Origin of the sequence: Escherichia sp. E3659, from assembly GCF_005781135.1 — a bacterium.
GTDB lineage: Bacteria > Pseudomonadota > Gammaproteobacteria > Enterobacterales > Enterobacteriaceae > Escherichia.
This window is the reverse complement of record NZ_VATQ01000009.1, coordinates 146393-165913: the sequence shown is the minus strand read 5'-3', so window position 1 is coordinate 165913 and position 19521 is coordinate 146393. Positions and strand designations below refer to the sequence as shown.

Annotated in this window: 23 protein-coding genes; 6 read left to right on the top strand and 17 right to left on the bottom strand. The window is 54.6% G+C overall.

All coding sequences use genetic code 11. The annotated features are described in order from the left end of the window. The first annotated feature begins 33 nt into the window (after positions 1-33). From amiA to FEK47_RS10265, 6 genes are all read left to right on the top strand, one after another. Positions 34-903 carry an N-acetylmuramoyl-L-alanine amidase AmiA gene (amiA, locus tag FEK47_RS10290; RefSeq protein WP_135487427.1) on the top strand — a complete coding sequence of 290 codons (870 nt, stop codon included), beginning with the start codon at positions 34-36 and terminating at the stop codon, positions 901-903. 3 nt (positions 904-906) lie between these two features. Next, positions 907-1806: an oxygen-dependent coproporphyrinogen oxidase gene (gene hemF / locus FEK47_RS10285; protein WP_135487426.1), complete on the top strand. Its 900-nt coding sequence runs from the start codon at positions 907-909 to the stop codon at positions 1804-1806. Between the two features lie 120 nt (positions 1807-1926). Beyond that, positions 1927-2220: a DUF1778 domain-containing protein gene (locus FEK47_RS10280; RefSeq protein ID WP_135487425.1), complete on the top strand. Its 294-nt coding sequence runs from the start codon at positions 1927-1929 to the stop codon at positions 2218-2220. After that, positions 2204-2719, top strand: a complete 516-nt coding sequence (locus tag FEK47_RS10275) for an N-acetyltransferase (protein ID WP_135487424.1) — start codon at positions 2204-2206, stop codon at positions 2717-2719. The genes FEK47_RS10280 and FEK47_RS10275 overlap by 17 nt, the downstream gene beginning before the upstream one ends. Before the next feature lie 95 nt (positions 2720-2814). Next, positions 2815-4077, top strand: a complete 1263-nt coding sequence (locus FEK47_RS10270; protein ID WP_135487423.1) for a DUF1963 domain-containing protein — start codon at positions 2815-2817, stop codon at positions 4075-4077. 40 nt (positions 4078-4117) lie between these two features. Continuing rightward, positions 4118-4435, top strand: coding sequence for a hypothetical protein (locus FEK47_RS10265; RefSeq protein WP_135487422.1), 318 nt, complete (start codon positions 4118-4120; stop codon positions 4433-4435). A gap of 76 nt (positions 4436-4511) precedes the next feature. Here the strand turns inward: FEK47_RS10265 and eutR are convergent, their stop codons facing one another. From eutR to eutS, 17 genes are all read right to left on the bottom strand, one after another. Then, positions 4512-5564 carry an HTH-type transcriptional regulator EutR gene (eutR, locus tag FEK47_RS10260; RefSeq protein ID WP_130221994.1) on the bottom strand — a complete coding sequence of 351 codons (1053 nt, stop codon included), beginning with the start codon at positions 5562-5564 and terminating at the stop codon, positions 4512-4514. Positions 5565-5609: 45 nt separating this feature from the next. Continuing rightward, positions 5610-6110, bottom strand: a complete 501-nt coding sequence (eutK, locus tag FEK47_RS10255; protein WP_135487421.1) for an ethanolamine utilization microcompartment protein EutK — start codon at positions 6108-6110, stop codon at positions 5610-5612. 12 nt (positions 6111-6122) lie between these two features. After that, on the bottom strand, positions 6123-6782 hold the full coding sequence (gene eutL / locus FEK47_RS10250) for an ethanolamine utilization microcompartment protein EutL (RefSeq protein WP_001111027.1): 660 nt from the start codon (positions 6780-6782) through the stop codon (positions 6123-6125). Between the two features lie 9 nt (positions 6783-6791). Continuing rightward, entirely contained in the window at positions 6792-7679 is an 888-nt protein-coding gene (eutC, locus tag FEK47_RS10245) for an ethanolamine ammonia-lyase subunit beta (RefSeq protein ID WP_135487420.1), read from the bottom strand. Between the two features lie 20 nt (positions 7680-7699). Then, positions 7700-9061, bottom strand: coding sequence for an ethanolamine ammonia-lyase subunit alpha (gene eutB / locus FEK47_RS10240; protein WP_135385692.1), 1362 nt, complete (start codon positions 9059-9061; stop codon positions 7700-7702). A gap of 11 nt (positions 9062-9072) precedes the next feature. Continuing rightward, positions 9073-10476, bottom strand: coding sequence for an ethanolamine ammonia-lyase reactivating factor EutA (eutA, locus tag FEK47_RS10235; protein WP_135487419.1), 1404 nt, complete (start codon positions 10474-10476; stop codon positions 9073-9075). Further along, positions 10473-11699, bottom strand: a complete 1227-nt coding sequence (gene eutH, locus FEK47_RS10230) for an ethanolamine utilization protein EutH (RefSeq protein WP_000512387.1) — start codon at positions 11697-11699, stop codon at positions 10473-10475. The genes eutA and eutH overlap by 4 nt, the downstream gene beginning before the upstream one ends. A 315-nt stretch (positions 11700-12014) precedes the next feature. After that, positions 12015-13202: an ethanolamine utilization ethanol dehydrogenase EutG gene (eutG, locus tag FEK47_RS10225; RefSeq protein ID WP_135486910.1), complete on the bottom strand. Its 1188-nt coding sequence runs from the start codon at positions 13200-13202 to the stop codon at positions 12015-12017. Beyond that, positions 13192-14028 (bottom strand): ethanolamine utilization protein EutJ, encoded by an 837-nt coding sequence (eutJ, locus tag FEK47_RS10220; protein WP_130216820.1) that lies wholly within the window; start codon positions 14026-14028, stop codon positions 13192-13194. Before eutJ ends, eutG begins: the two co-directional genes overlap by 11 nt. A 10-nt stretch (positions 14029-14038) precedes the next feature. Beyond that, positions 14039-15442 (bottom strand): aldehyde dehydrogenase family protein, encoded by a 1404-nt coding sequence (locus FEK47_RS10215; RefSeq protein WP_001075662.1) that lies wholly within the window; start codon positions 15440-15442, stop codon positions 14039-14041. An 11-nt stretch (positions 15443-15453) separates the two neighbouring features. Further along, positions 15454-15741 carry an ethanolamine utilization microcompartment protein EutN gene (eutN, locus tag FEK47_RS10210; protein ID WP_000762196.1) on the bottom strand — a complete coding sequence of 96 codons (288 nt, stop codon included), beginning with the start codon at positions 15739-15741 and terminating at the stop codon, positions 15454-15456. A 106-nt stretch (positions 15742-15847) separates the two neighbouring features. After that, positions 15848-16141 carry an ethanolamine utilization microcompartment protein EutM gene (eutM, locus tag FEK47_RS10205; protein WP_000387713.1) on the bottom strand — a complete coding sequence of 98 codons (294 nt, stop codon included), beginning with the start codon at positions 16139-16141 and terminating at the stop codon, positions 15848-15850. Positions 16142-16179: 38 nt separating this feature from the next. Next, positions 16180-17196, bottom strand: coding sequence for a phosphate acetyltransferase (gene pta / locus FEK47_RS10200; RefSeq protein ID WP_135486911.1), 1017 nt, complete (start codon positions 17194-17196; stop codon positions 16180-16182). Then, positions 17193-17996, bottom strand: a complete 804-nt coding sequence (eutT, locus tag FEK47_RS10195; RefSeq protein WP_135486912.1) for an ethanolamine utilization cob(I)yrinic acid a,c-diamide adenosyltransferase EutT — start codon at positions 17994-17996, stop codon at positions 17193-17195. The genes pta and eutT overlap by 4 nt, the downstream gene beginning before the upstream one ends. Then, entirely contained in the window at positions 17993-18694 is a 702-nt protein-coding gene (gene eutQ / locus FEK47_RS10190) for an ethanolamine utilization acetate kinase EutQ (RefSeq protein WP_130216810.1), read from the bottom strand. Before eutQ ends, eutT begins: the two co-directional genes overlap by 4 nt. After that, a complete protein-coding gene (eutP, locus tag FEK47_RS10185) occupies positions 18669-19148 on the bottom strand; it encodes an ethanolamine utilization acetate kinase EutP (RefSeq protein WP_135486913.1) in 480 nt (159 codons plus the stop codon). The genes eutQ and eutP overlap by 26 nt, the downstream gene beginning before the upstream one ends. A gap of 12 nt (positions 19149-19160) precedes the next feature. Next, the gene (gene eutS, locus FEK47_RS10180; protein WP_000356956.1) at positions 19161-19496 is read right to left on the bottom strand and encodes an ethanolamine utilization microcompartment protein EutS; all 336 of its coding nucleotides are present in this window, start codon (positions 19494-19496) and stop codon (positions 19161-19163) included. Between the last annotated feature and the right edge of the window lie 25 nt (positions 19497-19521).

Below are 19521 nucleotides of genomic sequence, written 5' to 3'. Positions count from 1 at the left end.
CATCTGGAACTTCATTATTACAACTCAGGCCGTATGAGCACTTTTAAACCACTAAAAACACTCACTTCGCGCCGCCAGGTGCTGAAAGCCGGATTGGCTGCCCTGACGTTGTCAGGAATGTCACAAGCCATCGCCAAAGAAGAACCTTTAAAAACCAGCAACGGACACACTAAGCCGAAAGCCAAAAAAGCCGGGGGCAAGCGGATAGTCGTTCTCGATCCAGGCCACGGCGGGATTGATACTGGGGCGATTGGCCGCAACGGGTCAAAAGAAAAACACGTGGTGCTGGCGATTGCCAAAAACGTCCGTTCAATTTTGCGCAATCATGGCATTGATGCGCGGCTGACGCGTTCTGGCGATACCTTTATTCCACTGTACGATCGCGTTGAAATCGCCCATAAACATGGCGCTGACCTGTTTATGTCAATTCACGCCGACGGCTTTACCAACCCGAAAGCTGCCGGTGCATCGGTCTTTGCCCTCTCTAACCGTGGCGCAAGTAGCGCGATGGCAAAATATTTGTCGGAACGCGAAAACCGTGCTGATGAAGTTGCCGGGAAAAAGGCGACTGACAGGGATCACCTATTGCAACAAGTGCTGTTTGATCTGGTGCAAACAGATACCATTAAAAATAGTCTGACGCTCGGCTCGCATATTCTGAAGAAGATTAAGCCGGTGCATAAACTGCACAGCCGCAACACCGAACAAGCGGCATTTGTGGTGTTGAAATCACCGTCGGTTCCTTCGGTGCTGGTGGAAACTTCGTTTATCACCAACCCGGAAGAAGAACGGCTATTAGGCACGGTGGCGTTTCGTCAGAAAATCGCCACAGCGATTGCTGAAGGCGTGATCAGTTATTTCCACTGGTTTGATAACCAGAAAGCACACTCGAAAAAGCGGTAAGTTATGAAACCCGACGCACACCAGGTTAGACAGTTCCTCCTCGACCTTCAGGATACAATTTGTCAGCAACTGAGCGCCGTCGATGGCGCTGAGTTTGTCGAAGATAGCTGGCAACGTGAAGCTGGTGGCGGCGGGCGTAGTCGGGTGTTGCGTAATGGTGGTGTTTTCGAACAGGCGGGCGTCAACTTTTCTCACGTCCACGGCAACGCGATGCCCGCTTCCGCGACCGCTCATCGCCCGGAACTTGTCGGGCGCAGTTTCGAGGCGATGGGCGTATCGCTGGTAGTTCATCCGCATAATCCGTACGTACCCACCAGCCACGCGAATGTGCGCTTTTTTATTGCCGAAAAACCGGGTGCCGATCCCGTCTGGTGGTTTGGCGGCGGCTTCGACTTAACCCCATTCTATGGTTTTGAAGAAGACGCCATTCACTGGCATCACACCGCCCGTGACCTGTGCCTGCCATTTGGCGAAGACGTTTATCCCCGTTACAAAAAGTGGTGCGACGAATACTTCTACCTCAAACATCGCAACGAACAGCGCGGTATTGGCGGGCTGTTCTTTGATGACCTGAACACGCCAGATTTCGACCACTGTTTCGCCTTTATGCAGGCGGTAGGCAAAGGCTACACCGACGCTTATTTACCGATTGTTGAACGGCGTAAAGCAATGGAATACGGCGAACGCGAGCGCAATTTCCAGTTGTACCGCCGCGGGCGCTATGTCGAATTCAACCTGGTATGGGATCGCGGGACGCTGTTTGGTTTACAAACCGGCGGGCGCACCGAATCTATTCTGATGTCGATGCCGCCACTGGTACGCTGGGAGTACGATTATCAGCCAGAAGCAGGCACTCCGGAAGCGGCGTTGAGTGAGTTTATCAAGGTCAGAGATTGGGTGTAATATCATGAAAATAAACGAAAAATCATAATACTCTGTTTGTGACTTGAAATTGACTCTGTTTAATTTGTGTGCCATAGTGACACCATAATAGTTAGTCATCACTAACATTGAGGTATTATTATGGCTACGAACATCGAACGAAAAGACACGCGCCTGGTTGCCAGAACATCTTTAGAAATACAGGAAATGATTCAAAGAGCTGCAGATTATTGTGGTTCAACTGTGTCACAATTTCTTATTGAATCTGCTGTGGATAAAGCACGCAACGTCATTGAACGTACTGAAGCGTTGCATTTATCTATGTCAGGAGCAGATGCACTGGTTGCTGCCCTTGAGAATCCACAAAGACCTAATCAAAAACTGCTAAAAGCAGCGCAAAACTACAAGGATGTAGTGAATGTCCGTGATAATTGAAGAGATAACTCAGCAGCATAATCGGAAACTTTTTGACTGTGGGAATCACGAATTAAATCAGTTTTTACAACAGCAAGCCCGGCAGAAAGCAGTCAAACATATAGCAAAGACCTACGTGGCCTGCCGAAAATCAGCCCCCACAAATATCATTGGTTATCATACTTTATCAGGATATTCTGTTATTATTCCTCCTGTTTGCAAGGAATATAAAAACTATCCTCATCCTCTTAATGCGGTAAAACTAGCAAGGCTCGCGGTCGATCGTTTAAGTCAAGGCGAACGTTTGGGGGAAAAATTACTTATTGATGCCATCTATAGAACTGTATTAGTTGCCGAACAAATTTCAGCGATTGGGCTGTTCGTAGATCCACTAACCCCCAAAGTGATGCCTTTTTATGAACAATATGGATTCCTGAAAGCTGATTGTGGTGATACAACACGTACAGAAATGTGGTTGCCGATTAAAACGTGTATTGAAACAGCCAGTATATTGTTATGAACAAAGTATGTTAATAAGGGCGGCGAATGAACCATATATGTAACTTCTAATAAATTTATCTTTCAATTTATTATCTTCAGGCAAGGAGCGCCCCAATGACTGATCGTATTTCCTGTAAAAGCCCCGCTTGTACATCAACCATTCTGCCACAAACCGCGGCGCGCACCGGTGGGTTTTGTATGCCCTGCATTCAGGCCCAACAGCAGCGTGAACACGATGAATATATCAGGAAAAATAAAAAGACCGTGAATGCGTTTGCAGGGTTAAGCGATCCGGTTGCTATGCTGAAATTAGTTCACCAGCCGCGAAAATTCGATGCGTTAATCGACTGGACTCCCTGCCCCGTTCCCACAGATGCCCTGTATCAACAACTGACCGCCGATCAAGCGCAGCAGATGGCTGATTACGCCACAGAACGCTTTGCGTCTGGTGAATATAGGCTCGCTCAGGAGATTTGGCTTTGTCTGGCGGCATTTACCCAGGCCAATCTGGATGCGTATTTCAGAGAGTGGATCTCTTATGATGATTTGGACAGTTATTCTTACATGCCTTTCCACCGCGCCGCTGCGGACGTTCGCGATACGCTGTTAGAACGGGTTGAGGTTGATGCAGACAACAGAAATTGTATTCTGCAATGTCTGGCATGGATTGGGGATGACGTTGTTGTTGAACGTTTTGCCCACTGGCGCAATAGCCCGCCGCCGTGGCGCAGTTCACTTTACATCGCACCTGAAGAATATGCGCATGAGGCCGGTTGGGAGCTAACCGCTGAAGGGCAGAGGCGTAATCTCTATTTTCCTGACTGTTTTAATCTGGAGATGAAAAGTACCGGGTCTTGCCAAGCTTTGCGTGTTGTTGATGAACGTAGCGATATCTGTCCAAATTGCGCATTGCCACTGACAAATCTTTTCGACGTTGACCTGAAGGCAACGGGTCTTAGCGATAACGGCAGGTTTCGCATCGTGACGTGCGAATGTTGCACCGCCTACAGCACCGTTTTCGGCTACATGGACTCACGGGGTAACGCTCATTTGTCTGCAAAAAATATCCCGCCGGCCTGGCTGCCGGATGATGTATCTGAATGGCGTCGGCTACCTGTAAACAGCATGAGACGGGGAAACCTTAGGTCACCGTTATTTGCTGCAGACCCATTTTTACCTGTTTCTTTCTCGCAACTTGGCGGGCATCCCACCTGGATACAGGACGCGAAATATCCTCACTGCCCGGAATGCTCCCGCTCAATGACGTTTCTTGCGCAACTGGATTATGCCGATATTGAACAATATGGCGAAGGGATAATTTACGCGTTTATCTGCCCGGAGTGCCGGACAACAGCGACGTCTTATCAGCAATCTTAGAAATTGTTTTGCGCCAGTTTGCTCACGGGAGCATTTAAAAATGTCAGACACATCACATAAAGAAAGTAAATGGCACCCTCATCTGGATATGAGTTTTCTGGGATGCGTGCTGGCATTTGCTATGGAAGTTTATTTTGAAGAGCATATTTTTATTCCCCACGGTGGAGGAGCAAGTTTTGGGTTGATAGCACTCATCGTTATTAATTTTATGACTATCCCGGTAGTGATCGTGGTAACAACACTATTTTGCTATTTATTTGAAATTTCGCGAAAGCGCGTAAATTGTATGTTGGTATTCCTGCTGGCATGTATTTTGACAATTGTCGGTTTGTTTATCGCTTATCCCGTCGGGAAATAAAGTACATAACGACTCAATGCAATTTGAAACATCACTATTGGCCGGATTAAAAACCCTCCCCATCCGGCCCTAAACCTCACTCCAACTCCTGCATCCGCTGATGCAGCGTCAGTGACGGCTTCTCGGCAAACAGCTGCTGGTAATCCGTGGCAAATTGCCCCAGATGCCAGAATCCCCACTGCATGGCGGCGTCTTTTACCGTCATACTTTGCGACCACGGGCTTATCAGTTCGCGGCGTACGGCATTCAGGCGAATGCGTTTCAGCCACGCGTTCGGGCCAATGCCTAAAATAGCGTGAAACGCGTTTTGTAGCGTGCGGCGGCTGACATGCAGTTGATTACATAAGTCCAGAACCGTCACCGGCTCAGACATATTTTCCAGCACATATTCACGGGCGCGGGAAAGCAAACGTCGGTAACTCTGATGACTAATACTTTCCGCTGTCACCATTGGTTGCGCTTCTTCCAGCATCGCCCCCATCGCCATCAGCAAATTGTCCCCCAGCACTTTACGCACCGCAGGCTGATGAAGATTCTCCGGGTTCTCGCAAAATGTCGCCAGCGCCTGTTGGACAAAGCCCCACAGCGCGGCTTTATGCTGCTCTTTCACTTCCAGCGCCGACTGGTTACGTAACATATGCAGCACCCTTTCCGGGTTATGCAAAAAGTTAGCCTGCCGGGTAATGACATCTTCAGAAAGCACTACGCCAAGGATCGTATAATCATCCGGTGTACTCAGTTCAAACTCGGTGCCGCCAGGGCGCGTGGCAATTTCCGCGCTTCCCAGGCATTGTGAGCCGATAAATCCCTGTTCGCCGCGTGTCGCCGGAATACCAAACCAGAAAGAGTTCGGCCAGACCAGGCACGACTGACGCAGTGCCAGACCGGTGTATTCACGGAAAACCTGAATATCATCAAGCAGAATTTCCGTAAATTCACCATGAAACTTGCCCGGATGCAGCTGATCGTAAATCTGCTGCCAGGCGGTAATCGTCAAAGCATGTTCATAGACATCCGTTGTCTGTCGTTGATGAACATTATCCACTTCAACCTTCGGCGTAAGCTTCAGGTTTTCGGATAAGGGGTCATGATAAAGATGGTGCAAATTAGCTGTACGGGGCTTTTTCATGATGTTAATGCCGGGTGTTATATGACACCCGGCACCTCCGACAGATTAATGGGGCTTGAGACGATAACGACTACTGCGTTTACGTAACGTCCCGGCAGAAAAGAGCTGTTCGAGCGCATTTCTGGCTTTTTCCAACGGCCAGCCAAAGTGGGCAGCCACTTCTCCTGCCGTCATTCCCTGACGTACTGATGTTAACAGCACCAACAACTCGTCAGCAGATTCCGCAACGATAGCTGGCATGCAGGGTTCCTTTACAGCTTGCTTCGGCTGGCGGTTAAAGCCAGTAACCAGCCACTGGGTGTCATCGTCTGGCCGACCGATCTCCTTGCGGCTGATGACGCGCCCGGTACGCATCGCAGCAGCACAACCTGCATCCAGCGCCGCACGACACGCCGCCAGATCGCCTTCCACCACCAGCGTCAACCTACCAGGGTCAAGCACTTCGTGACTGAGCAGACGAACGTTAGCTGCTTTGAGCATGGCATCCGCTGCATCTATCGCGGCGACCATGCCGTCCACTTCCAGCAATCCCAGTGCATTGATCATCGGCAACCTCCGTTACGCACGCTGGATTGGATTACGCGCGATTTCCAGCACTGCATCGGTAAAGGCGTTACAGGCTGCTTTACACGCTGCCTGGCTACCGGTTAAAAATGCTGCCGAGTAGTTGGTTTCAGACGGTGGCGGGACATAAGTCACCAGCTGTACGTCGGCAGATTTTAACGCTGCATCAATGCCATAAGTCGCTTCCAGCGGCGGCGCCACCAGATACGCCATCGGATCGCCAAGCGTAATACCCGCAGTGGAAGAGAGATAAGAACCAGTACGCGAAACCACATGTGCAAGGAATGCCGTATCTTGCGCATCGTTGGCCCACTGGAAGGCCGCACCGTTTTCAATATGCGCAACCATTGCATCCAGACCAGCGCGCACTTCCGCCGGGTTTGGTCCGCCCAGCATAATCAGCACTTCACCGGCAGTCGGTGACGGGCCGTGTGCGGCTCCCGCATACAGCGAGCGGCCATACACCACTTCGACCATCGCCTGTTTGGTCGCTTCATCAGCGGCAATGTAGGTGACGTCATCGGAGTCGGCGGAAATCAGCCCAAGGCTACGAATATGCGGCGGCAATTTCAGCTCACGCGCAAAATCGGCGTTAACGGAGGCAATCACACGCATGGCGGTGACCGACGGTCGAATCAAATCTAAAGCTGGCATGATGCCTCCTTATCGGGTCATGTTGATGCCGGATGCTTTCTGCTCCAGCATACGTTTCGCCAAATCCACAATAACTGCTGCGGCTTCAACTGGCGGCGTGCCGCCCTGGTGAATGTTAGAGATACAGGTGCGATCGGCCTCAACGGTGGTCGCCATACGCGGTGAGTAGACGGCGTAGCAGGAAAGACTTTCTGACTGCCCTAACCCCGGGCGTTCGCCCACCAGCAGGATCACCACTTTCGCGCCGAGGATCTCACCGATCTGATCTTCAATTTTCACGCGACCGTAACGCACAAAGAATGGCGTGCCGACTTTCAGCCCGGCCTGTTTCAGGCCCGCCATCAGCGGTGGCAGGATCTCTTCATAGTTCACGGTGATCGCGTCAGTAGACAGGCCATCAGAAATAACGACCTGTACGTCCGGACTGGCGACACACTGTGATTTCAGCGCTTCAACAGCTTCTGCACACAGGCGGCGGCCCATATCCGGGCGAGTCAGGTAGAGATTTTTGTCGCTAATTTCAGAGCGCACTTCCAGCAAGCCCTGCGCTTTCACCCACTCTTCCGGCACTTCTTTCAGTACGGTATCTTTCGAACGAGAGTGATCGGCCAGGAAACGCAGCAACGCCTGGGTACGCGGGCGCGGACCCGCACGACCGGTACAGACGCGGGCCACGGTGCTGCGACGCAGTTCTGTTAATACGTCTGCACGATGCGGGTTTTCAACACCAATCCACGCTTTTGCTTCAGTGGAACCTAAATCCAGCGCGCAGCTTTCCGTGGTCACTGGTGTCGCACAGGTGGTGGTGGCGCACTTTGCTTCTGACGGCGCGGGGGCCGCTTGTCCCATTGACGCCATCACGCTGCGTACAATTTCTTCAATCTGTTTTTGATCCATGATGTGTTATCTCCGCGTCATCAGAAGAACAGTGACGGATCGCCCGCCCGTTTGGTCAGGCGACCGTTTGCCATAATGCCCATGTTTTCCAGCCAGCGTTCAAACTCCGGTGACGGGCGCAGGTTGAGTAACTGACGCACAGTGGCGGTGTCGTGGAAGGCCGTGGTCTGGTAGTTGAGCATGATGTCATCGCCCAGCGGCATCCCCATGATGTAGTTGCAGCCAGCGGTGGCGAGCAGGATCATCAGGTTTTCGTTGAGGTTCTGGTCAGCGTCAGCGTGGTTGGTGTAGCAGCAGTCACAGCCCATAGAGATGCCGCTCAGCTTGCCCATAAAGTGATCTTCTAAGCCCGCGCGGATAATCTGGCGGTCGTTGTAGAGATACTCCGGCCCAATAAAACCGACCACGGTGTTGACGATAAACGGATCGTAATGACGCGCCAGCCCATAGTTACGCGCTTCCATCGTCACCTGGTCAGCGCCGAAGTTAGCGCCAGCGGAGAGCGCGGAACCTTGTCCGGTTTCAAAGTAGAGGCAGTTTTCCCCGGCGATACGGTTGAACTCCGCGCCCACTGCGCGCGCTTCGTCGAGCATCGCCAGTTCCACGCCAAACTCTTTCAGCCCTTTTTCGCTGCCACAGATACTCTGGAAAATCAGCCCGCCCGGCGCGCCGCGACGAATCGCTTCAATCTGGGTGGTAACGTGCGCCAGCACGCAGCCCTGGGTCGGAATGTTGTATTTGTCGATCACGCCATAGATGGTGTCCAACACGCGGCTTAAATTTTCCACGTCGTCCGTTACCGGGTTGACGCCAATCACCGCATCGCCCACCCCGAAGGAAAGCCCTTCGTAGATTTGCGCGGCGATACTTTGCACGTCGTCACGGGTATCGTTCGGCTGCAAACGGGCGCTAAAGGTGCCAGGAATACCGATGGTGGTATTGGCCTTTTTGATAACCGGCATTTTCTTCGCGCCGTAGATCAGGTCCGCGTTAGAGCAAATCTTCGCTACCGCCGCCACCACTTCCGAGGTCAGCCCTTTGCGGGTAAAGGCAATGTCATCAACGCTGGTTTCGTCGCTCAGCACATACTCACGCAGCTCGCTGATGCTCCAGTTTTTAATCTGGTTGTAGGCCGTTTCGTTAACGTCGTCCTGAATCAGCCGCGTCACGCAATCATCTTCATAGGCAATCACCGGATTATTGCGGATGTCCGCTACGGTCATTTCCGACAACACCTGCTTTGCCGCCACGCGCTCCTGTGAGCTTGCCGCTGCAACGCCTGCCAGCACATCCCCCGAACGCAGTTCGTTGGCTTTAGCCAGCACCTCTTTTACATCCTTAAACTGATATACATTGCCGAACAATGTGGTCTTTAGTTTCATAAGTCGTTCCCTCAGGAAGGAAATGCGAGTGATTTCACCGTCACCGGCACAACCGATCCGCCAAAAAGAGGCGTACCAATGTCGATATAGTCCCCCGCGCGGACAATCACTTCGTCAATGACTGCCAACGGGAGTTGTTGTAGCTGTGGGCGCAACAACATGCCCAGAGCTTTACCAAAGTCCTGCCCGGCCACCACCAGCAGGGGATGCGGATTCGGAAAACGCGCGACGAAATCGACCAGCGCGTTGATGACCGTCAGTACCGCGGCGTAACGCACAGGCAGCGAGGCGGGAAGCGCCAGCACGTACGCGTCAGTTTTGGGATCAAGATCCAGTTGAATTAGCGCCTGTTGCCAGGCACTCACCAGATCCGTTTCATCAATTGGGATCGCCACCGGCAAATTACGCAGCGGCAGTTGTACGCCCTCCAGCCAGATAGTGCTGCCAGAGAGCGAAAGGGTATGTGCGCCCGCGCCAATCACCGTGGCGCGCACGGTTTGCGCCGGAAACTGCACGTTCATCTCACGCAGGCGCGGATGGTCATGCAGCGCCGTTGCCAGTAGCGGGCCGATATCGGCAAAACAGAACGGGTCGGCGGGCTGGTGGCGATAACATTCGCCCACGCCGCCAGAAAGCGTAATGATTTCGGGCGTAACGCCCGCGGGTAGCAAACCGGTTTGCATCAATGCCTGCGCGAGCGGCGAGAGCGTTCCTTCAATCACTTCGACAATCAGCGCCGCCATCCGCCGGGTAACCTGCACCAGTTGCGCGCCAGTCAGCGAACGGGCGTCGGTGCCTGCGCCGAAACACTCATCCACAATCATCTGCCCCGGTTTATGGGCGTAAACCACGCGCCCCTGGCTGTCGGTTTCCAGCAGGCGACCACCAACGTTGAGGCAGGCAGTGCCGCTGATTTTTCCGGCTTCGAACAGGGCGTAGTTCGCCGTGCCGCCGCCGATGTCGATATTCAGTACCCGACACAGCCGTTGTTCAGAGAGGGTTTGCGCCCCGGCACCGTGGCCCGCAATGACGGATTCGAGATGCGGCCCGGCGCTGGCGACCACAAAATCGCCCAGCGACTGGGAGAGCGTCATCACCGCCGGGCGCGCATTGCGGGTTTTCGCGCTTTCGCCAGTAATGATGATGGCCCCGGAATCAACGCTTTCCGGCGCAATGCCCGCAGCCTGATATTGCTCGAGGATTAAAGTTTTCAGCTCCGCTTCTTTTAAACCGCCCTGTTTATCGACAGGGGTAAAGAACACCGGACTTTGCCAGCTAATTTCGCGTTTGATGAATTCGTAACGCGGCACCTGCGACACCGCCGCACGGTTAACCAGCTCCAGGTGGGAGAAAATCACCTGGGTGGTGGTGGTGCCGATATCGATACCGACGCTCAGTAGCTGGCGAATGTTCACGATTGTGCCTCCACTTCGGTTTTAGCCGCGGTCGCGTCTTCTTTTGGCACCAGCATCATCGCCACGCCAATCGCCGTTACGCCGCCGATCAACTTGCCGACAATCATCGGGAAGATCATGGCGTTCATGTTGGCAGCGGCGAAGCCTAAGTGGTCGCCCAGGGCGAAAGCAGCGGAAACGGCGAAGGCGCAGTTGATGACTTTGCCGCGGGTATCCATCTGCTTCATCATGCCAAACATCGGGATGTTGTTGGCAAGCGTTGCCACCATGCCGGCTGCCGCGATGTTGTTCATATTCAGCACTTTACCGACGCTCATCAGCGGTTTTTCAAACCAGCGGGTCAGCAGCAACACCATCGGATACGCACCTAACAGCACGCAGGAGATAGAGCCGATAACTTCAATGGCGCGCATCACCTCGCCTGGTTTATCGCCAGGGGCCATAAAGATAGGATCCAGACCGGGGATCAGTTCCCAACCAAGAAGGAATTTCACTACCGCAGCGGCAAGACCGAGGGTGATCAATGCGACGAGGAATTTGGCGAAGATCTGGAAGCCGTTGATCATTTTTTCCGGGATGAATTTCAGCCCCAGCGCCACCAGTACCGCGACGATAAGTACCGGGATCATGTTCATCAGGATCAGGGCAAAGGTGAATTCCACTGGCTGACCGTTGATTTGCACGCCGGAGTACATCGCTACCAGACCACCCGCGATACAGCCAATCGGAATGGTCACAATGCCCGCCAGCACGCCGAGCGCCAGATAACGACGGTCAGAAGGTTCGATAATGCCGAGCGCCACCGGAATGGAAAACACAATCGTTGGCCCCATCATCGACCCGAGAATTAACCCAGAGTATAGCCACGCTGCCACATCACCGCCCGCCAGCTCTTTGGCGAGGAAGAAGCCGCCCATATCGCACGCCAGCAGCGTTCCGGCGAACATTGACGGGTTTGCGCCGAGCATTTCGTAAACCGGGATAATCACCGGCCCGAGTACGTGGGCCAGTACCGGTGCCAGCGCGGTCATACCGACCATCGCCAGGCCCAGTGCGCCCATTGCCATAAAGCCTTCTTCGAACTGCCCGCCGGATCCTTCGATACTTTTACCGAACTTACCGAGGAAACGAGCAGAACCGCCGAACTGCGACAGGATCCTGTCTACGGCAGCTATCAGCATAAAGAACATCATGATGTACATGATGATTTCGTTAATTCCCATCGCCTTTACTCCCTGTTAGTTGTTATTTATTGGCGGATGCGACGTAAACACCTTATCCGCCCTACATGTGCAATCCCCCAGGCCGGATAAGACGCGACAAGCGTCGCATCCGGCAATTGCACCGCGCCACTGGCGGATGCGGCGTGAACGCCTTATCCGCCCTACATGTGCAATCCCGAAGGCCGGATAAGACGCGCAGGCGTCGCATCCGGCAATTGCACCGCGCCACTGGCGGATGCGGCGTAAACGCCTTATCCGCCCTACATGTGCAATCCCGTTGGCCGGATAAGACGCGGCAAGCGTCGCATCCGGCATTTATTGCGCCGCTGCGTACAGGCCGACAATCTGCTCCAGGCTGGCGGTACGCGGGTTGCTACGCAGACAAATATCTTCCTGCGCGGCCTGCGCCCATGCACCGTAATGCCCGGTTGTTGCCCCCACATCAGCCAGCCGCTTGTTGATCCCAACTTCCGCTATCAGCTCACTTACCGCATTAATAGCGTCACGATCGTCGGATTTTTTAGTTCGCAGCGCCCGACCAACCTGGCTAAAGCGTTCACGACAAACCATCCGGTTAAATTCCATCACCGTTGGCAGCAACATGGCGTTCGCCAGACCGTGCGGAATATGCAGCGCCGCCCCCGGTTGATGCGCCATCGCGTGGCATAACCCAAGCCCGGCGCTGGAAAACGCCATTCCCGCCATACATGAAGCCAGCAACATGCTCTCGCGCGCGGCAAGGTCGTGACCGTAGCCCACCGCTTTCGGCAGCGATTGACCAATCATCGCAATGGCGCCAATCGCCAGACTGTCGGTAAATGGGGTGGCGTTCAGCGCGCTATACGCTTCAATGGCGTGAGTTAACGCATCGATGCCAGTCATCGCCGTGACATGCGACGGCACGCCTTCGGTTAGCGCAGCGTCGAGAATCGCGACATCCGGCATCAGCGAGGCATGTGCTAACACCTGTTTGCGCCCGCTTACCGCATCGATAATCACCGTCACGTTAGTCGTTTCAGAGCCGGTTCCGGCGGTCGTTGGAATCGCAATCAGCGGCAATCGTGGTTGCAGAACGCTGGTTTCTGACATTTTTGCCAGCGTGCTATCGGAATTCGTCACCAGCAACGCCACGGCTTTCGCTGCATCGAGCACCGAGCCACCGCCAAACGCGATGACACCATCGCAGCCTGATTCGCGCAGCTGCGCCACGGCTGCGCACACATCAGTAATGCACGGTTCGCCCACCGGACACGGCCAGAGCGTCATAGCGATACCTTTGACGGTCAGACTGCGAATCAGCCCGGCGGTCATCCCCGACTGATGCAAAAAGCCATCCGCCATCACAAACAAATGTTTCAGCCCGCGCGTTTGTGCTTCCTGCCCGCAACTGCTCACTGCGCCCAGACCGCAGAGTGTGACAGGCGGGACGCTAAATGTTTTTACCCGTTGCAGATTCAGGGTATCGAACGCCTGAAAGAGCGCGGTCTGCAATTCATTTTGCATATAGCCCCTCCGCTTTCTCTCGCCCACTACTGGCGATCGCCAGCGGGGTCATAAACAAACTGTGCTGCGGTAGATGCACCTGTAACGCCGGGAATTGTTTGCGAAACAGTTCCGCCACGCCCGGTTGCATACAGGAGCCGCCCGCCAGCCATAAATCAGTAATGCCCTGCCCTTCAATATGTCGGGCAACAATGTCCGCCATTTTTTCGTACACCGGTTTCACCGCAGGCCAAATCTCTTCACCGTGACCGCGCTTGTACTGCTCTGCCTCTTCCAGCGAAATACGACGATTTCCGGCGAGAGTCAGAGAGATGTGATGTCCGCCGGTGGCTTCATCCGCCGAGTAAGTCACCTTGCCCTTTTTCACGATGGCAATGCCGGTAGTGCCGCCGCCGATATCCACTACGCCTGCGTTGTCCAGTTGCAGCAGATCCGCGACTGCGGTTGGCTCATCCAGCACATGGCTCACTTCCAGCCCGGCAGACTCCAGCACGTTGATGGAAATACGCGGGTCCGTACCTGGAGGAAAAGAGGTCGCCGCATGGCTAAAACGACGGCCGAATTGCTGCTCGAGCGTGTCGAGATGGCGACGAACAATGGTGACAGCGCCGAAGAAATCCCAGACGATGCCGTCGCGGACCACATCGGCCCAGTCGAGGCATACCGCCATCGGCTGACCGTCGCGGTCGACAACCATCGACACCACATCGCAGGTGCCCAGATCCACCCCTAACCACAGCGGGGATTCCGTCGCGGCGGGCGTCTGGTTACACAGCGTTGCCGCCGTTTGCAGACGTGGGGTGAGCCATTGTTCGTCGTGCGCCATCGGTTACTCCTTAAACAATGCGAAACGCATCGACTAATACACAGCGACGCAGACGGACAAACGTACGCGCGCTGGTTACCCCTTCACCGGTTGGCGTGGTGATGGTCATGGTGGTCCAGCCTTCCCCGCCCAGCCCCAGCCCGGCAATGCACGGTCCGTTCTTAACGAAAATGCTGGTATCAATGGCGTTCGCCATCTGGTTCATGTTCTCGATATTGCGCGAGTGCATTGCCGCCGTGTGGTGGCAACCGCCTTCCAGTTTCACCGCCAGCGCAATGGCATCCGCCACGTTGGCGACGCGCACGACGGGCAGCACCGGCATCATCAGTTCGGTCACAGCAAACGGATGTTCTGCGGTGGTTTCTACAAACAGCAATCGCGTTTGTTCCGGAACTTTAAGGCCGATTGCCGCCGCGATTTTCGCCGCATCGCGACCTACCCAGTCACGGCTGACAGTGCCTTTTCCGCGTTCGTCGATATTTTTCAGCAACACCGGTTGCAGCTGCTGCGCCTGCTCTGCGGTCAGTTTCACCGCGTGCTGGCCTTCCATCAGACGCATCAGTTCATCGGCTACGCTATCAACAACAATCAGTACCTTTTCGTCGGCACAAATGATGTTGTTATCGAAAGAAGCGCCTTTGACGATGGACTGAGCGGCACGAGCGAGGTCGGCGGTTTCATCCACCACCACAGGCGGGTTACCGGCACCTGCGGCAATCAGGCGTTTATTGGTGTGTTTGCGCGCCGCTTCCACTACCGCTTCGCCGCCGGTCACCACCAGCAGGCCGATGCCCGGAAACTTGAACAAGCGTTGCGCGGTTTCGATATCCGGGTTTGCCACGGTAACCAGTAAGTTTTCCGGCCCGCCTGCGGCAACAATCGCCTGGTTGAGCAGCGTAATCGCCCGCTGGGAGACTTTTTTCGCCGCCGGATGCGGGGCAAAAATGACGCTGTTGCCCGCGGCAATCAGGCTGATGGCGTTGTTAATTACGGTTGCCGCCGGGTTAGTGGAAGGCGTCACCGAAGCCACCACGCCCCAGGGCGCGTTTTCAATTAAGGTCAGGCCGTTGTCACCCGTCAGCACCTGCGGAGAGAGACACTCAACGCCTGGTGTGCCGCGCGCCTGGGCGACGTTTTTGGCAAATTTATCTTCGACGCGACCCATGCCAGTTTCACTGACGGCAAGTTCCGCTAAATCTCTGGCGTGTTTTTCGCCTGCTTCACGAATGGCAGCAATGGCTAACTGGCGCATTGCCACGCTCTTTAACCCTTGCTGGGCAATTTTGGCTGCCGCAACGGCGTCATCCAGGGAAGCGAAAACGCCCATCTCATGAACAGCGGCGGGCGGCGTGTCACTGCTTTGCATTTTCAGCAGTACCGCTTTCACCACCTGTTCAATATCCTGTTGATTCATGATGTTCTGCCTTATTTGTGGAAAATAACCTGACCGCCAGACACCACCTCATCGACGATGCCAATCACGCACAGATCGACCGGTGACGTTTCGCTTTTATGCGCCTGGCGGGCGGAACTGCCACTCACCAGCAACACCCACTCCCCGGTTCCCGCGCCAATATTGTCGATGGCGACGGCACATTGCCCGTCAGGATTACCTTGTGGATCAATCATTTCCACCATCAGCAATTTGTCATGCGCCAGTCCGTGATGGCGTACGGTACAAACAATTTGTCCAGTGACGACTGCCAGTTTCATACCCGCCTCCGTGGCGTATTTCAGGTAAAAGCTCCCCCTACCCTCCGCAGAAGGTAAAATGAAAAAGGAGAGAGCGTGACGCCCGAATCGACGTCACACAGGGTGATTACAGGTTGCTGCTATCGCCTTTCAGGCCGATCGGGAAGACTTCTTCCAGGTCGCCGTGCGGACGCGGGATAACGTGTACGGATACCAGCTCGCCAATACGCTGTGCCGCTGCGGCACCGGCATCGGTCGCGGCTTTACAGGCTGCAACATCACCGCGAACCATCGCAGTACACAGGCCGCCGCCAATCTGCTTCACGCCGACCAGTTTCACGCGCGCAGCTTTAACCATTGCGTCAGAAGCCTCAATCAGTGCAACCAGGCCCCGGGTTTCGATCATTCCTAATGCTTCCATTGTGTTTTCCTCTTTATAAGGGTCCAGAACGGGACCGTTCATTCAACCAGTGTTTGTAAACTGCTTTCGCGGTTCACTTCTGCCTGACGCGGCACAGCTGCCACCAACGCCAGTTCGATAATTTCCTGCACGCTACAACCACGAGAGAGATCGTGCATCGGCGCGGCAAGTCCTTGTATCAATGGCCCGACGGCACGATATCCGCCAAGTCGTTGTGCGATTTTGTAGCCAATATTTCCGGCTTCCAGCGACGGAAAAACCATCACATTGGCTTTGCCCTGTAGCGGGCTGGCAGGCGCTTTTTGCGCCGCGACATCCGGCACGAAGGCGGCGTCAAACTGTAACTCGCCATCAACCACCAGCTTTGGTGCGCGCTCACGGACGATTTCTGTCGCCTGCTGGACGTTGGCAACGCAGGGGTGACGGGCGCTACCGTTACTGGAAAACGACAGCATCGCCACGCGCGGCTCTTCTCCGGTGATGGCGCGCCAGGTTTCGGCACTGGCAAGCGCGATATCCGCCAGTTGCGCCGCCGTCGGCTGCGGCACCACGCTGCAATCGGCAAAGCCCAACGCCGGACCGCTGTACTGTGGCAGCATCAGGAAAATGGAAGAGAGCGTTTTACAGCCAGGCTGCAAACCGATAATGCGTAATCCGGCACGCAGCACATTTGCCGTGGAAGAGAGGTTGCCCGCGATACAGACATCCGCTTTACCGGCGCTGACCATTGCTGCGGCGAACATCAGCGGATCGGTAAGTTTTTCCAGCGCATCCGGCGGCGTTTTTTCGCCCGCGCGGGCCAGCCAGCGATGAGCAAATTCTTCCCGCATTGCGAGGTTGCCATGCGGATCAATCACCTGTAGCCCGTCCATCGCCACGCCGTGACTGAGCGCAAACTGACGAAGTTCAAACGGATTGACGACCAGAATGGGCGTTGCCAGACCTTGTTGATGTAAATATTGCGCAGCTTTCAGCACACGTTGATCTAACGCATCCGGAAAAACCACTCTGGCGGGCGCTCGCAACGCCAGTTCACGACAACGTTCAATAATCATTGCGTTTCCCCCAGTCGTTGTTGGATCTGCTTCACCGTTAGCGGCTGCTTCGTTACGCTCAGGATCATCATCACGTAAACCGTGCTCGAAAGGCGGTTCAGCGCCTGCAAAATGTCCGGGCGTAATACTTCAAAACTGCGGGTGATAAACACCTGCGCCGCTACGGTTTCGGTTTCCCGCACTTTGGTGCGTAGCAGATTCAGCAACGCCGCATCGCGCCCGTGGCTGTCTTCCGGCACCAGATGATCGTGGTCGAGATAGCGCAGCGGCTGGTGAGAAAGCCGATGCAGATCTTCATCAGAAAGCCCGACAATCGCCTGGCAGCCCAGCGATTCCCCCAGCGCATCGGCGCGCATAATGTTGCCAAGACGCGAACGGATGTCGGCCAGCCACGGCTGCCACGGTTCCGCCAGTTCAATTTGCAGCCACACTGTCAGCGCAATGGTGCTGTCGAGAACCGCGCGAAAACCCAGGCGTGGATCGCTTTTGGCAACCATTTTTTCCGCCGACAAATGAGTCAGCGTATCCGGCTTTTTTGCCACCGGCTGGCGACACAGTTCGCAGCACGCCTGCGGATGTTCATCGCTACTGGTCAGCCCGTGAACGGGCTGCGGCTGCTGCTGTTCATCGTCAACAAACAGGCAGCCCTGCTCGTCAATAAACTTGATGCGCAGATGGCGGCTTTCCAGTAACTCCCGGGCAGAGGGCGTCAGGCGACTGTCCGCAGGGAGATGGATCTCTGCGCCTTCGCTGAGCGTATGGTTCGCTCTTAGCCATGCTTCGGTGATGAAATCTTTCATAGGGATTGCCAGTTAGCCGGCCAGGCGACATACAGGAATTTCACGCTGGATGTCGTACCAAATTCGATGCTGGATCCTTTCGGGATAAACATCACGTCGCCCGCTTTGGCGATCATGGTTTCGCCTTCGTGGCGAACATGCAGCTCCCCTTCCAGCACCATGTCGATTTCGTCGTAGTTCAGGGTCCACGGGAAGAAGGCGTTGTCCCACTGCATGAAACCAGCGGCCATACTGCTGCCGTCGTCTCCGGTCACAAGATCAGTTAAGCCCACGCAGTGCGGTTCAGCGCCATCGAAACGACCAAACTTGACGCTGCTGCCATCAATCACTTTGATGCCGCCTTTGCCGGTCACCGATTTGAAGCTCGGCTGCATTGCCCCCTGCTCCAGCGACTGCTTTTCCTTCATCACTTTTTCCATCAGCTGCGCGACCAGGCTTTCGGTAAACTGGCCTTCCGGCAGCTGGGCAATGATGGTTTCGCGGATGCGCTGGCTTTCGGTTTTATCGGCTGACGCACTGGCGGGAACGGATGCCGTTACAGGCGTCGATTCATCGCACTCGGTGATGGTAAAACCCAGTAGATCCGCCACTTCGCGCGCTTCAGGGGTAATAATGCTGGCGCGCAGAACCACGGACATTGCCTGTTCGCCGCGCGCGTGTGCTTCACGAATATCATTCGCTGTGATGAGTTTTTTCACCTGCTTCCTCCTGTTCGGTGAGAGATGCCAGATAATCCACCAGTTGCTGCACGCTTTGCGGGTCATGGGTGTTTAGCGCGAAAATTGGCTCTTCAAAGCCAGTCTCAAGCAATAACTGTCGCGTTGCGGTGACGTCAGCATCCGGCATGTCCGTTTTACTGATGACGGCGATTTGCCGTTTACTGGCGCCAATATCCAGCAGCCCGGCCGGTAATCGGCTTTCTGGATCATTTGCGCCGTGGACATATATCAGCATGTCCACATCCTGTAGCGTGGTTATTAAGGCGTGATACCAACGGGGATGGCTAAAATATTCACCCGGAGTATCAATATCGCCATTATCATTAAATTCCACGGCCTGTGTTTTTCTGGCGAGGGTATAATCTCCCTGCAACGCATTAAATAACGTTGTTTTTCCTGCCCCGACGCTACCCACAAACGCAATTCGCTTCATGAATGCCTCGTATTAACTTTTGGTCATTTCACACAGCGTATAATTTAATAAACGCCCTAAACCGCTGACGGTTTGTGATAACGCTTCTTCGACTGCGCCCACAGAGCCATAAATCACCAATGCGCCGCTGAAGCGGTCGAGAAAACCGATGTGTACATCGGCAGCTTTTAATGCTAAATCACCGGCAATCATCGCTGTTTCGCCGGGAGTTAGCGTCATAATGCCAATTGCGCCAGCATCCGGAACGCCGATTTTCTTCGCCAGTTCTTCACCCGGATGCGCAATCAGATGCGCCAGCGTGACCTGTTTCCCGGGTACAAATTCCTGAATGATGCGTTCTTTGTCCATGAGTCGCCGCCTGTAAAAAACGTGC

Bases quoted from the DNA above. Each gene is read 5' to 3' on its own strand.
- amiA (WP_135487427.1), top strand. From the start codon at position 34: ATGAGCACTTTTAAACCACTAAAAACACTCACTTCGCGCCGCCAGGTG.
- hemF (WP_135487426.1), top strand. From the start codon at position 907: ATGAAACCCGACGCACACCAGGTTAGACAGTTCCTCCTCGACCTTCAG.
- FEK47_RS10280 (WP_135487425.1), top strand. From the start codon at position 1,927: ATGGCTACGAACATCGAACGAAAAGACACGCGCCTGGTTGCCAGAACA.
- FEK47_RS10275 (WP_135487424.1), top strand. From the start codon at position 2,204: ATGTCCGTGATAATTGAAGAGATAACTCAGCAGCATAATCGGAAACTT.
- FEK47_RS10270 (WP_135487423.1), top strand. From the start codon at position 2,815: ATGACTGATCGTATTTCCTGTAAAAGCCCCGCTTGTACATCAACCATT.
- FEK47_RS10265 (WP_135487422.1), top strand. From the start codon at position 4,118: ATGTCAGACACATCACATAAAGAAAGTAAATGGCACCCTCATCTGGAT.
- eutR (WP_130221994.1), bottom strand. From the start codon at position 5,564: ATGAAAAAGCCCCGTACAGCTAATTTGCACCATCTTTATCATGACCCC.
- eutK (WP_135487421.1), bottom strand. From the start codon at position 6,110: ATGATCAATGCACTGGGATTGCTGGAAGTGGACGGCATGGTCGCCGCG.
- eutL (WP_001111027.1), bottom strand. From the start codon at position 6,782: ATGCCAGCTTTAGATTTGATTCGACCGTCGGTCACCGCCATGCGTGTG.
- eutC (WP_135487420.1), bottom strand. From the start codon at position 7,679: ATGGATCAAAAACAGATTGAAGAAATTGTACGCAGCGTGATGGCGTCA.
- eutB (WP_135385692.1), bottom strand. From the start codon at position 9,061: ATGAAACTAAAGACCACATTGTTCGGCAATGTATATCAGTTTAAGGAT.
- eutH (WP_000512387.1), bottom strand. From the start codon at position 11,699: ATGGGAATTAACGAAATCATCATGTACATCATGATGTTCTTTATGCTG.
- eutG (WP_135486910.1), bottom strand. From the start codon at position 13,202: ATGCAAAATGAATTGCAGACCGCGCTCTTTCAGGCGTTCGATACCCTG.
- eutJ (WP_130216820.1), bottom strand. From the start codon at position 14,028: ATGGCGCACGACGAACAATGGCTCACCCCACGTCTGCAAACGGCGGCA.
- FEK47_RS10215 (WP_001075662.1), bottom strand. From the start codon at position 15,442: ATGAATCAACAGGATATTGAACAGGTGGTGAAAGCGGTACTGCTGAAA.
- eutN (WP_000762196.1), bottom strand. From the start codon at position 15,741: ATGAAACTGGCAGTCGTCACTGGACAAATTGTTTGTACCGTACGCCAT.
- eutM (WP_000387713.1), bottom strand. From the start codon at position 16,141: ATGGAAGCATTAGGAATGATCGAAACCCGGGGCCTGGTTGCACTGATT.
- pta (WP_135486911.1), bottom strand. From the start codon at position 17,196: ATGATTATTGAACGTTGTCGTGAACTGGCGTTGCGAGCGCCCGCCAGA.
- eutT (WP_135486912.1), bottom strand. From the start codon at position 17,996: ATGAAAGATTTCATCACCGAAGCATGGCTAAGAGCGAACCATACGCTC.
- eutP (WP_135486913.1), bottom strand. From the start codon at position 19,148: ATGAAGCGAATTGCGTTTGTGGGTAGCGTCGGGGCAGGAAAAACAACG.
- eutS (WP_000356956.1), bottom strand. From the start codon at position 19,496: ATGGACAAAGAACGCATCATTCAGGAATTTGTACCCGGGAAACAGGTC.